This window comes from Floricoccus penangensis, assembly GCF_001832885.1.
Classification (GTDB): domain Bacteria; phylum Bacillota; class Bacilli; order Lactobacillales; family Streptococcaceae; genus Floricoccus; species Floricoccus penangensis.
Window position 1 is genome coordinate 18,836 of record NZ_MKIQ01000026.1, and the last position, 13,415, is coordinate 32,250.

Annotated in this window: 9 protein-coding genes; 8 read left to right on the plus strand and 1 reads right to left on the minus strand. The window is 35.7% G+C overall.

What is annotated here, in order from left to right:
• Nucleotides 1-41 precede the first annotated feature (41 nt).
• Nucleotides 42-926, minus strand: coding sequence for a ribose/proton symporter RbsU (rbsU, locus tag BG262_RS04025; RefSeq protein ID WP_070787597.1), 885 nt, complete (start codon nt 924-926; stop codon nt 42-44).
• 266 nt (nt 927-1,192) lie between these two features.
• On the opposite strand from rbsU, the gene tgt reads away from it, so the two are divergent.
• The 8 genes from tgt (at nt 1,193) to BG262_RS04065 (ending at nt 13,370) form a co-directional block, all read left to right on the plus strand.
• Nucleotides 1,193-2,338, plus strand: coding sequence for a tRNA guanosine(34) transglycosylase Tgt (gene tgt / locus BG262_RS04030; RefSeq protein WP_070787598.1), 1,146 nt, complete (start codon nt 1,193-1,195; stop codon nt 2,336-2,338).
• 80 nt (nt 2,339-2,418) lie between these two features.
• Entirely contained in the window at nt 2,419-2,862 is a 444-nt protein-coding gene (yajC, locus tag BG262_RS04035) for a preprotein translocase subunit YajC (RefSeq protein ID WP_070787599.1), read from the plus strand.
• A 137-nt stretch (nt 2,863-2,999) separates the two neighbouring features.
• On the plus strand, nt 3,000-3,749 hold the full coding sequence (gene uppS / locus BG262_RS04040) for an undecaprenyl pyrophosphate synthase (protein WP_070787600.1): 750 nt from the start codon (nt 3,000-3,002) through the stop codon (nt 3,747-3,749).
• Nucleotides 3,749-4,543, plus strand: a complete 795-nt coding sequence (locus BG262_RS04045; protein WP_070787601.1) for a phosphatidate cytidylyltransferase — start codon at nt 3,749-3,751, stop codon at nt 4,541-4,543. The genes uppS and BG262_RS04045 overlap by 1 nt, the downstream gene beginning before the upstream one ends.
• Nucleotides 4,544-4,574: 31 nt before the next feature.
• On the plus strand, nt 4,575-5,729 hold the full coding sequence (gene dxr, locus BG262_RS04050) for a 1-deoxy-D-xylulose-5-phosphate reductoisomerase (RefSeq protein ID WP_070787602.1): 1,155 nt from the start codon (nt 4,575-4,577) through the stop codon (nt 5,727-5,729).
• A 27-nt stretch (nt 5,730-5,756) separates the two neighbouring features.
• Complete coding sequence (gene rseP / locus BG262_RS04055) at nt 5,757-7,010, plus strand: RIP metalloprotease RseP (RefSeq protein ID WP_070787603.1); 1,254 nt, start codon at nt 5,757-5,759, stop codon at nt 7,008-7,010.
• A 26-nt stretch (nt 7,011-7,036) separates the two neighbouring features.
• Complete coding sequence (locus BG262_RS04060) at nt 7,037-8,890, plus strand: proline--tRNA ligase (protein ID WP_083312892.1); 1,854 nt, start codon at nt 7,037-7,039, stop codon at nt 8,888-8,890.
• Between the two features lie 79 nt (nt 8,891-8,969).
• A complete protein-coding gene (locus BG262_RS04065; protein ID WP_070787604.1) occupies nt 8,970-13,370 on the plus strand; it encodes a PolC-type DNA polymerase III in 4,401 nt (1,466 codons plus the stop codon).
• Nucleotides 13,371-13,415: the final 45 nt, after the last annotated feature.

Here is a 13,415-nt window from a genome sequence, read left to right on the forward strand (position 1 = left end):
TTTTAGTCTAATAGTCTAAAATAAGTAGATTGATATTTGTCTTAGATAAAGACAGTGATTGTTGCAGCTGTAACAATTAATAATAAGCCGATTAGAGTAATAACCATTTCTTTTTTAGTCTTTCTTTGGCCTAGTAGGTAAATTCCTGAAAGTGTAGCAACAATAACATTAGTTTGAGATAGAATAAATGCTGTCGTCATTCCATTCATATTTGGCTGAGCGGAAATTAGGTACGTGAGGGCAGCAAAGCCGAAAAAGAATCCAGAGATGATGTTTTTATATGATACACTCTCAGTAAAAGCAGATTTTTCACCACGAACTGCAAGGATAATTGCATAGATTGTTGCTACTGAAAGCATACCTATTGACTGAGGTAGAAAAGATGTCATTCCATCAATCGAAGTAGCTTGTGGGAAAGCTGAATAACCAACATAGCCAATGCCACCAATTAGAAGTAAAATTACTGCTTTCTTGAGGTTACCTTGTTCAGTGTGAGATTTCTTTTCAGTCCAAACAGTCATAGTTGCCCCTATTATTATCAGTAAGAGAGCTATACCACCTAGAATTTTATCATCGATAGTAGGCCAACTGCCTAATGCAATAATTCCAAAAAGTGAAGTACCAACTAATTGGATTGCAGTAGATATTGGAGTAACTCGAGAAGAGCCAACCAATGGGAAAGCTATAAAGGTGATTATTTGAGCACATGCCCAACTTGCACCGGATAAAATTGAAAATAGTAAGTCGGTTCCGCTTGGAAATGCTATTCCGTATATATATGAAAAAGCTAAGGCAAATATAAATGTTCCTAGTGTTGATCCTAAGATTTGATTTACTGGACGTCCACCAATTTTTGTTACTACAGTTGGATAGAATCCCCATGCAATAACAGGACCAAGTCCAATTAAAAGTGCTGTTGTATTCATTTTTTCTCCTTATATCTTAAAATATTAAAATTTATTATAAGTGCTTGTTATAAAGCACAAGCAGATTACATTCTCTCATGAAAGCCCTTTTCTGTAAACATAGGATTCAATAAAAGTGATATAAACTCTTTACATTGTGTTATTACATTGTATATACCAATCTTATAGTACTTAATACTTATTTACTAGGCTTTGTAAATCTGATAGAATGTTATAGTTAATAAATAATTGCCTTGAACTGTATTTTCAAGAAGCAGGAGGAAAAAATGAAAGATTCACCAATCAAATACAGATTAATAAAAACGGAAAAACATACAGGTGCTCGACTAGGGGAGATTATTACACCACACGGAACTTTTCCAACCCCTATGTTTATGCCAGTAGGTACACTTGCAACAGTTAAAACTCAGAGCCCAGAAGAATTAAAAGAAATGGGAGCTGGAATTATACTATCAAACACTTATCATCTATGGCTTCGTCCGGGGGATGAGCTAGTGAAAAAAGCTGGTGGTTTGCATAAATTCATGAATTGGGATCAGCCAATCTTAACCGATTCGGGAGGTTTTCAAGTATTCTCACTTGCTGATACACGAAAGATTGAAGAAGAAGGTGTTCATTTCAAGAGTCACCTAAATGGAGCTCCACTATTTTTGAGTCCTGAAAAAGCAATTCAAATTCAAAACAATTTAGGTAGTGATATAATGATGAGCTTCGATGAGTGTCCACAATTCTATCAACCATATGATTATGTAAAAGCAAGTGTTGAACGTACTAGCCGTTGGGCAGAACGTGGTCTTAATGCACATGCAAATAAAGATAGGCAAGGACTTTTTGGTATCGTACAAGGTGCAGGATTTGAAGATTTACGTCGTCAATCAGCACGAGATTTAGTAAGTATGGATTTCCCGGGATATTCAATCGGTGGTCTAGCAGTTGGAGAGTCTCATGAGGAAATGAATGCAGTTCTTGATTTTACCACATCAATGCTTCCAACAAATAAACCTCGTTATCTTATGGGAGTAGGTGCACCAGACTCACTTATTGATGGGGTTATTCGTGGAATAGATATGTTTGACTGTGTATTGCCAACTCGAATTGCTCGTAATGGTACATGTATGACTAGTCGAGGACGCTTGGTTGTTAAAAATGCACAATATGCGGAAGATTTCCGCCCCTTAGATGAAAATTGTGATTGCTATACATGTAAAAATTATACAAGAGCTTACATAAGACATTTGATTAAATGTGATGAAACTTTTGGTATGAGACTTACTTCAACACATAACCTTCACTTCCTTATTAATTTGATGAAAAATGTTCGTCAAGCAATCATGGACGATAATTTATTGGAATTCCGTCAGGATTTCTGTGAAGCATATGGCTATAATAAAGAAGGTGCAAAAGACTTCTAATTAGTCTATTAGTTTGTTAATTACGGCTAATTTTGATAGAATAAAGAATACAATATAAGATTATAGGAGGAACTAACAAAATGGGAATGATTATTGTTTTAATAGCCTTTGCAGCTATGATGTACTTTACTCAAAGACAGCAGAAGAAGGCACAAGCAAGTCGTCAAGACTTACTTAATAATATGGAAATTGGAAGTGAGATAATCACGCGTGGTGGGCTTCATGGTGTACTTTCAGCTATAAATGATTCTGAAGGAACTATTGAACTTGACTGTGAGGGTGTTTTCTTAACTTTTGAACGTTCTGCTGTATTAACAGTTAAACCAGCAGCTTCAACTGTAGTTTCTGATGAAGATGATAGCTTTGCTGAACATGTAGAAAATAAACCTAAGTCTTCTGATTCTGATAAAGAAGAAAGCTTTACTGACCAACTTGCTGATGATAGCGAGCATGCTCTTAAAGATTTACAAGATGACACAGAGAATATTATTAAATCTGAGTCACCTTTCATTGATGAAAAATAAATTTTAAATTTAAAGCAAGGAAACTTGCTTTTTTATTTAGTTAAAAATGTCCTGATTCTTACTATATAAGACTTCTTATCTATATAAAAATTTGTCAAAATATGGTAAAATATGGACATTAACTATGTGGAGTAATTATGTTAAATATATTTAAAAGTAAAGATATAAATGAAATTCCAGTTCCTAATCATGTTGGAATAATAATGGATGGTAATGGTCGTTGGGCTAAAAAGCAGGGTAAACCCCGAGTTTTTGGTCATAAAGCAGGTATGGACTCACTTCAAAGAGCAGCTATCCATGGACAAAAAATGGGCATCAAGGTAATGACAGTTTATGCTTTTTCTACTGAAAATTGGTCAAGACCCGAAGCTGAAGTGAAATTTATTATGAGTTTACCGATTGATTTTTATGAGAAATTTGTCCCGGTCCTTAATAAAGAAAATATCCAAATTCGAATGATTGGTGAACGAGATGGTGTTCCAAAATCAACAATTGATGCCATTGATCGAGCTAGTATTGATACTAAAGATAATACTGGTATGATTTTAAATTTTGCCCTTAACTACGGTGGACGTAATGAAATAACTTTAGCTGTTAAGAAAATTGCTCAGTCTATTAATGATGGTATTATTACAGTTAATGATATAACTGAGGAAATGATTGCTGATAATCTTGAAACTTCAATCTTACCAAAAGAATACCAAGATCCGGACTTTATTATTCGAACAAGTGGTGAAGAGAGGTTAAGTAATTTTCTTCCTTGGCAAGCAGCCTATAGTGAGTTATATTTTACAGACGTTCTATGGCCTGATTTCGATGAAGCGGAACTTGAAAAAGCAGTTGAAATCTATAAAAAACGTGACCGAAGATATGGAGGACTCAAGTAATGAGAGAAAGAATTATCACAGGTGTAGTTGCTGGTGGTGTATTTTTACTTGCTATTGTTAAAGGTGGTTTAATTTTTGAAGGTTTGGTAGGCCTATTAGTAGTTATCGCCATAAGCGAACTCTTTAAGATGGCAGATATCCAAATTATGTCAATTGAAGGTGTCTTATCTATCTTTGCAGGTCTTTCACTAGCTTTGCCACTTAATAAATATCTACCTCAACTAGGTGTTAATAGTCAATTAATGCTATTTACATTCTTTGTCTTTTGTTTAATGGCAGGTATGGTTTTTTCAAACGGGAAGTACACCTATGAAAATATTGGTTTTCCGTTTTTAACAGCATTTTATATTGGTATAGGATTCCAAAATCTAATTAATGCACGAACAAATGGATTGTTTACAATCTTTTTGGCCTTATTTATCGTATGGGCTACAGATATCGGAGCTTACTTCGTTGGACGCCAATTTGGTAAACATAAATTAATCCCATCTGTATCACCAAACAAAACAATTGAAGGATCCCTTGGGGGCATAGCCAGTGCAGTAGTTGTTAGTTTGATAATGTTTCTTGGATTCTCAAAATATGCACCATCAATTCCTTTGTGGCAAATGGTTATTCTGACAATTATCTTTAGCATGGTTGCTCAGCTGGGTGATTTAGTAGAAAGCTCGATTAAGCGTCAATATGGTGTTAAAGATTCTGGAAAAATTTTACCAGGTCACGGAGGAATCCTCGATCGCTTTGATAGTATGTTATTTGTATTCCCAATCATGCACTTATTTGGTTTATTCTAGAATAGTCTGGCATAGATAAGGAAAAATTTAAATGAAAAAAATATGTTTATTAGGTGCTACCGGTTCAATCGGTACGAGCACTTTAGACGTAATAAAAAATAATAGTGATAAGTTTCAACTTGTAGCTATGAGTTTTGGTAAAAATATTGAAAAAGCTCAAAAAATTATTGAGGACTTTAGCCCAAAATATGTTTCAGTTCAAACTGAAGAATTAGCAGAAACTTTAAAAAATAAATATCCGCAAATAGATGTTTTTCATGGAAATGAAGGGTTGAATCAACTAGTTCAAACTGATTACGACTTACTCCTAAATGCTGTTATGGGAAGTGTTGGTTTAATACCTACCATGACTGCAATTGAATTAGGACGTGACATAGCAATTGCCAATAAAGAAACCCTTGTAGTAGCTGGTGATTTTATCATGCCAGCAGCTAAAAAAGCTGGAGTAAATTTATTACCAGTTGATAGTGAGCACTCAGCAATTTTTCAGGTTCTACAAGGTGTGAAGGAAACTGATTTACGTGACATAACTATCACAGCTAGTGGTGGTAGTTTCCGTGATAAGAAACGTTCAGAACTTGTTGGTGTGAGCGTGAAAGATGCCTTAAATCATCCAAATTGGTCAATGGGTGCGAAGATTACAATTGACTCAGCAACTATGGTAAATAAAGGTCTTGAAGTAATTGAAGCTCATCATCTTTTCCAAGTAGATTATGATGACATCAATGTTATTATGCACCGTGAAAGTGTGGTTCATTCTTTAATTACCCTAAAAGATGGAGCAATGTACGCAGAACTTGGTGCTAGTGATATGAGACAACCTATTCAGTTTGCCTTAACTTATCCTGATCATATATCTCTGGTTAATGAAAAAGAGTTTTCACTTGCTAAACTTGCAACAATTCACTTTGAAGAAGTAAATTACGAACGCTTCCCCATGCTTGCCTTAGCATTCAAAGTTGGACGTTTAGGCGGTAGTTTTCCAGCAGTATTTAACGCAGCAAATGAAGTTGCTGTAGCTGCATTTTTACAAGAAAAAATTGAATTCTTAGATATTGAAAAAATCATTGAAAAAGCAGTAGACAATCATGTTGAAGTTAATGATTTATCTCTTGAAAAATTAATCTCTATTGATTCAGAAACAAGAAACAAAGTTGAAAATTGGATTTCTGATAAAAATTTTTAGTTGGAATTCGTAAAGGGGATATAATAAATGGATAGTATAAGAACGATAATAACTTTTGCCATCGTTTTTAGCGTGATAGTGATTGTTCATGAGTTTGGGCACTTCTATTTTGCAAAAAAATCTGGTATTTTAGTCCGTGAGTTTTCTATAGGTATGGGGCCGAAACTTTTTGGACATATTGGTAAAGACGGAACGGCTTATAGCATTCGCCTTCTTCCTGTTGGAGGTTATGTCCGAATGGCAGGTTGGGGAGACGATGATACAGAAATTAAGACTGGTACTCCTGTTGGTCTAAAAATCGAAGACGGAGTTGTTAAACAAATAAATTTGCGCAATGAGCAAACTTATTCAAACATGCTTCCCATGTTTATTACTGATTATGATTTTGATAACGCACTTACGGTTACTGGAGAAGTGAATGGAGAAAGTCAGACATATCCTGTTGATCATGATGCAACAATTGTTGAATCTGATGGTACTGAAGTGAGGATTGCACCCAGTGATGTCCAATACCAAAATGCAAGTATTGGTGGTAGACTTATTACAAACTTTGCTGGACCAATGAATAACTTCATTTTGGGAATTGTAGTATTTATCATTGTAGCCTTCTTACAAGGTGGTGGTGAAACAAATCTTAATACTAATCGTTTGGGACAAATTGCTCCTAACTCACCTGCAGCTCAAGCTGGTTTGAAAAAAGGTGATGCTGTAGAAAGCATAGACGGGGTCAAAATTTCTAATTGGCAAGATCTAACAGATAACATTGTAAAAAGCAATGGTAAGCAACTTGATTTTGTAATTAACCGCGATGGTAAAGAAGAAAACATTAAGTTAACTCCTAAAAAAGAAGGTGATAGATATTTAATTGGTATTAATGCAGCTGTTAAAGATGGCTTTATCGATAAAATAACTTATGGATTTACAGAATCTGTTATGGCCTCAACACAAATCATTAAAGCCTTGGGTGATTTAATTGTAAGACCTAATATTGATAAATTAGGTGGACCAGTAGCAATGTATCAACTCAGCGGAGAAGCCGCACGCGCTGGGACAGTAACAGTCTTAAGACTTATGGCGTTACTTTCAATCAACTTGGGAATTTTTAACTTGGTACCAATTCCAGCGCTTGATGGTGGAAAAATCTTGTTTGTCCTAATTGAAGCAGTGCGTGGTAAGCCAATTAGTCAAGAAAAAGAAGGAGTTATCACTGTTGTAGCAATGGTATTTATGCTAGCCTTAATGGTTGCTGTAACATGGAATGACTTTATGAGAATATTTTAATATGCGAAAGGAATTTTAAAAATAAAATGAAACAATCGAAAATGCTAATCCCTACTTTGAGGGAAATGCCAAGTGATGCACAGGTAATTAGCCATGCTTTGTTAGTACGTGCAGGATATATCCGTCAAATTTCTGCTGGTATTTATGCTTATCTACCACTTGCAAATCGTGTACTTGAAAAATTTAAAAATATCATGCGTCAAGAGTTTGAAGCAATTGGAGCGGTAGAATTACTTGCACCAGCTTTACTTACTGCTGATTTATGGAAGGAAAGTGGACGTTACGATACCTATGGTGAAGATCTTTATAAACTAAAAAATCGTGATAACTCTGACTTTATCTTGGGTCCAACTCATGAAGAAACGATGACAGCTCTTGTTCGTGATGAGATTACATCATATAAAAAGTTACCATTGAACATTTATCAAATTCAACCTAAATATCGTGATGAAAAACGTCCTCGTTACGGATTGTTACGTGGTCGTGAGTTCATCATGAAAGATGGTTATAGTTTCCATGCTAACTATGATAGTTTAGATACTACTTATCAAGATTATAAGACAGCATACGAAAATATTTTTAGTCGTGCTGGTATGACGTTTAAAGCAATCATTGGTGATGGTGGTGCTATGGGTGGTAAGGATAGCCAAGAATTTATGGCTATTACTCCTGATCGTACTGAACTTGATAAATGGTTAATTCTAGATAAAAGCATTGCATCAATTGATGAAATTCCTGAAGATGTATTAGAAAATATTAAAAAAGAACTTACTTCTTGGCTTGTAGCTGGTGAAGATACAATTGTATTTGCTGATGGTGGTGATTATGCTGCTAACCTTGAAATGGCAACAAGTGAATTTAAGAAAAATAATTCTTATACAGAGTCTCTAGAACTTGAAAAAGTCGCTACCCCTGATGTTAAAACAATTGAAGAAGTTTCAGACTTCTTAGATGTTCCTGTTGAATCAACTATTAAAACTTTACTTTTCTTATCTGATGGAGAGCCAGTAGTGTTATTACTTCGTGGTGATGATGAAGTAAATGAAGTTAAACTTAAAAATTACCTAGGAGCTGATGAATTAGAGCCTGCTTCCGAAGATGATGCAGTTAAAGTATTCGGTGCTCATTTTGGTTCTCTTGGACCAATCGGTCTTTCAGAAGATACTCGTATTATTGCTGATAGAGTTGTCGAAACTGTAGTTAATGCAGTTGTAGGTGCTAATGAAGACGGATTCCATTTTATTAATGCAAACCTAGACAGAGACTATAAAGTATCGGAATTTGTTGATTTACGTACTGCAAAAGAAGGGGAAGTGTCTCCAGATGGACGTGGTACACTTAAATTTGCACGTGGTATTGAAATCGGACATATCTTCAAACTAGGAACTCGTTACAGTGAATCAATGAATGCTAAAGTTCTTGATGAAAATGGTCGTGCAGTTCCAATTATCATGGGTTCATATGGTATCGGTGTAAGTCGTATGCTTAGTGCAATACTTGAACAATTTGCTCGTGTGTATGTTGAGAAAACTCCAAAAGGTGATTTCAAATACAGCTGGTCAATCAATTTCCCAGCTGGACTTGCTCCATTTGATATTCATTTGATTCCAGTAAATGTTAAAGATGAAGCAGCATTAGCTTTGACTGATGAGCTTGAAGGGAAACTTATGGACGCTGGATTTGAAGTATTAACAGATGATCGAAATGAGCGTGCAGGAGTTAAATTTGCTGATAGTGATTTGATTGGCTTACCAGTTCGTGTAACAGTTGGTAAAAAAGCAGCAGACGGAATTGTTGAAGTCAAGATACGTTCAACTGGCGAAACAATTGAAATTAATAAAGATGAATTAATTGATACAATCAAAATTTTAAATAAATAAAAAATATAGAGAGGAGGACTAAGGATAATTAATTAATTATTTTTAGTCCCTTCTTTCACTTTTCTAGAAAGGAGAATTCATGCACGAACTTTTTGAAAAGTTGATGGATCAAATTAACTTACCACTTGAATTACGTCAGTCTCAAGCATTTTATGGTGCTGATATTGCAAATGTGGAAGTTCATACGGTAAGTAATTTATGGCATTTTTATCTGAGTTTTCCTGCAATATTAGATGTAGAGGATTATAAAACTTTAAAAGGTCATTTAGAGGAAGCTTTCCAGAATATAGCTCGAATTAAGTTGACGATTTTACCAGAAGATAAATCATATACCAAAAAAGAGTTGAATGATTACTATCACTTGGTTTTTCAGCAAGATGGTTGTAACGTTCCATCATTTTCTAATATCTTCGAAAAATATCAATTCTATATCGATCAGAACGATAATAAAAAGTATTTGATCACCTCTGATCTAGCTAATATGTCTTACTTTGAAGATAATTATATTCCTCAGATGGAAGCAATTTATTCGGATTTTGGGTTTTCAGACATTAAGATCTTTACAAAAGTTGACCATGAACTTTCAGCCCAATTAGCAGAAGAACATAGGAAGCAAATTGAAGAAGCTACTAATCAGCAGGTAGAACAAATCCAACAACAGGCAATAAATATTGCTAATAATAAACCTGCTCCAAAGAAGGAAGTGAAACTTAAAGCAGGTGAAGTACCAACCAAGTTAGAACTCGGTCGTGAGATTGGTCCAAAAGAACCAGTAACACAAATGGTAGAAATTAATACGGAAGAAAATCGTGTCATTTTTGAAGGTTATATTTTCGATGTTGAACGAAAAGTTACTAAAAATGGTAAAAATCTAATTATCTTCAAGATGACAGATTACACTTCAAGTTTTGTTGTTCAAAGATGGGAACGTAAGGATACTGATTTACTTAGCTTTGATCTTATCAAAACTGGTATGTGGGTGAAAGTACGTGGTAATGTTGTTATGAATAACTTTACGCGTGACTTAGTCCTAGAAGCCCAAGATGTAGTTGAGGTTAAACACCCAGTTCGTCAGGATTTGATGCCTGAGGGAGAAAAACGTGTCGAATTTCATGCTCATACTAATATGTCGACTATGGATGCTATTGAACCAGCAGGTGCACTTGTAGAACGTGCTGCTAAGTGGGGACACAAAGCTATAGCGATTACTGACCATGCGGGTGTCCAAGGTTTCCCAGAAGCCTATAATGCAGGTAAGAGAAATGGCGTAAAGATTTTATATGGTGTTGAAGCTAATCTAGTTGAGGACCGTGTGCCTATTACCTACAATGAAGATGATTCTAGTCTTGCTGAATCGACTTACGTTGTGTTTGACGTGGAAACAACTGGACTTTCTGCTGTTTATAATAATCTTATTCAGATAGCAGCAAGTAAAATGCATAAAGGAAATGTCATTGATGAGTTCGATGAATTCATAGATCCAGGTCACCATTTAAGCGACTTTACTACTCAATTGACAGGTATAACAGATGATCATGTAAGGGGATCAAAACCTCTTAAACAGGTCTTGGAAGAGTTTCAAGAGTTTTGTAAAGGTAGTGTTTTAGTTGCCCATAATGCAACATTTGACGTTGGTTTCATGAATATGAACTATCAAAGAAATAATCTTCCTGAAATAACTCAACCAGTTGTTGATACTTTAGAGTTTGCGAGAAATCTTTATCCAGAATATAAACGTCATGGTTTAGGACCTTTGACAAAACGTTTTGGTGTAGCACTTGACCATCACCATATGGCCAATTATGATGCGGAAGCTACTGGACGTTTACTCTTTATTTTCTTAAGAGATGCTCAAGAAAAATATGGGGTTTCTAAATTATCTGATTTGAACATTCAGGTTGTCGATGATAACTCATATAAAAAAGCACGTGTTAAGCATGCTACAATCTATGCTCAAACACAGGCTGGTTTGAAGAACCTTTTTAAACTTGTATCTTATTCAAATGTTGACTATTTTGAAGGAGTTCCAAGAATTCCTAAGAGTGTATTAGAGGCTCATAGGGAAGGTTTGATAATTGGGTCAGCCTGTGATGAAGGTGAACTTTTTGATGCAGTTACAACTAAAAGTTTTGATCATGCTTTAGAAGTTGCCAAGTTCTATGATTTTATTGAAGTTATGCCTCCTGCTCTTTATCGTCCTTTAATTGCAAAGGAAATGATTAAAGATGAGATGGAGCTTCAAAATATTTTAGAGCAACTTATTAAAATTGGTGAGACTCTCGGTAAGCCAGTTTTAGCAACAGGAAATGTTCATTATTTGGATGAAACAGATGCACTTTATCGTGAGATTATAGTTCGTGCGCTTGGAGCAGGGGCTATGATAAATCGTCCGATAGGTCGTGGAGAAAAGGCAATGCCAGCCCCTCTTCCAGAGGCTCATTTCAGAACAACAAGTGAGATGCTAGATGCTTTCGCCTTCCTAGGAGAAGCTAAAGCACGTGAGATTGTAATTGATAATACTCAAAAGCTTGCAGATACATTTGAAGACATTACTCCGGTCCGTGAAGATCTATATACTCCTTATATTGAAGGAACTGAAGAAGAAGTTGCTCGTCTTACTTATGAAAAAGCCCATGAAATATACGGAAATCCGCTGCCAGACTTAGTAGATCTTCGTATTGAAAAGGAGCTTAATAGTATCATTGGTAATGGATTTGCCGTAATCTACTTGATTTCACAAAAGCTAGTGCTTCGTTCTAATGAACGTGGATATCTAGTTGGTAGCCGTGGATCAGTTGGTTCTAGTTTTGTTGCGACAATGATTGGAATAACTGAAGTTAATCCTTTGGCGCCTCATTATGTTTGTCCAAACTGTCAATATTCGAAATTCTATGATGATGGTACTTATGGGTCAGGTTATGATATGCCTGAAGAAGAGTGTCCTGAATGTGGAACACGTCTTAATAAAGATGGACAAGATATTCCCTTTGAAACCTTCCTTGGTTTCTATGGAGATAAGGTTCCCGATATCGATTTGAACTTCTCTGGAGAAGATCAACCAAACGCCCATTTAGACGTAAGAGATATTTTTGGTAAAGACTACGCCTTCCGTGCGGGAACTATTGGTACAGTTGCTGATAAGACAGCCTATGGATTCGTTAAAGGATATGAGCGAGATTATGGTAAATACTACCGTGCAGCTGAAGTTGATAGACTTTCAAAAGGGAGTACGGGCGTAAAACGTACAACTGGTCAGCATCCAGGCGGTATCATCGTTATACCAAATTACATGGATGTTTATGATTTTAGTCCAGTTCAATTCCCTGCTGATGATTTGAATGCCGAATGGCAAACTACCCATTTCGACTTCCATGCCATTCATGATAACATACTAAAACTAGATATACTTGGACACGATGATCCAACCATGATTAGGATGTTACAAGACTTATCAGGTATTGATCCAAAAGATATCCCAGCTGATGATCCTGAAGTTATGAAGATTTTTTCAGGTCCAGAGGTTCTGGGTGTTACACCTGAGCAGATATTTTCAAAAACCGGAACATTTGGAGTACCAGAATTTGGTACAGCCTTTGTTCGAGGGATGTTAGAGGAAACTAAACCAAAAACATTTGCGGAGTTACTACAGATTTCAGGGTTGTCTCATGGGACAGATGTATGGCTTGGAAATGCTCAAGAATTAATCAAATCAAATGTTGCTAATCTTAGCGAAGTTATCGGTTGTCGTGATGATATCATGGTATATCTAATTCACGCAGGTCTTGAAGAAGGTATGGCTTTCAATATCATGGAACGCGTGCGTAAGGGTGCATGGAACAAAATGGATGAAGCAGAGCGTGATAAATACCTAGCAGCTATGAGGGAAAATAATGTGCCTGAATGGTATATTGATTCTTGTAGCAAAATCAAATATATGTTCCCCAAGGCCCATGCAGCAGCTTATGTATTGATGGCTTTACGTGTTGCCTACTTCAAAGTGCATTATCCAATATATTATTACTGTGCCTATTTCTCAATTCGTGCTAAGGCGTTTGACCTTAAGACAATGGGTGCAGGACTTGAAACAGTGAAAGCTAAGATGGATGAAATCAGAGCCAAGGATAGGATATACGAGGCGACTAAAGTCGAAAAAGATTTGTATGGTACCCTTGAGCTATGTAATGAAATGTTAGAACGTGGTTTAAAATTTGGTCAACTAGACCTGTACAGAAGTGACGCAGTTAACTTCATTATTGAAGGAGACACTTTAATTCCACCATTTAGAGCAATGGATGGACTAGGTGAATCTGTAGCATATGGAATAGTCGAAGCTAGAAAAGAAGGAGAATTCCTTTCAAAAACTGAACTTCGAAAAAGAGCAGGTGTTTCACAAACTTTAGTTGAAAAAATGGATGACATGGGGATTCTTGGTAGTATGCCAGAAGATAATCAATTAAGTTTATTTGATGATATGTTCTAATAAGGAACTTCACAAAGATTTTTAGTAAGATTGCTTGAAAAAAAA

Coding starts and splice junctions, on each gene's coding strand:
- rseP (WP_070787603.1), top strand. CDS start 5,757: ATGGATAGTATAAGAACGATAATAACTTTTGCCATCGTTTTTAGCGTG.
- uppS (WP_070787600.1), top strand. CDS start 3,000: ATGTTAAATATATTTAAAAGTAAAGATATAAATGAAATTCCAGTTCCT.
- BG262_RS04060 (WP_083312892.1), top strand. CDS start 7,037: ATGAAACAATCGAAAATGCTAATCCCTACTTTGAGGGAAATGCCAAGT.
- BG262_RS04045 (WP_070787601.1), top strand. CDS start 3,749: ATGAGAGAAAGAATTATCACAGGTGTAGTTGCTGGTGGTGTATTTTTA.
- rbsU (WP_070787597.1), bottom strand. CDS start 926: ATGAATACAACAGCACTTTTAATTGGACTTGGTCCTGTTATTGCATGG.
- yajC (WP_070787599.1), top strand. CDS start 2,419: ATGGGAATGATTATTGTTTTAATAGCCTTTGCAGCTATGATGTACTTT.
- BG262_RS04065 (WP_070787604.1), top strand. CDS start 8,970: ATGCACGAACTTTTTGAAAAGTTGATGGATCAAATTAACTTACCACTT.
- dxr (WP_070787602.1), top strand. CDS start 4,575: ATGAAAAAAATATGTTTATTAGGTGCTACCGGTTCAATCGGTACGAGC.
- tgt (WP_070787598.1), top strand. CDS start 1,193: ATGAAAGATTCACCAATCAAATACAGATTAATAAAAACGGAAAAACAT.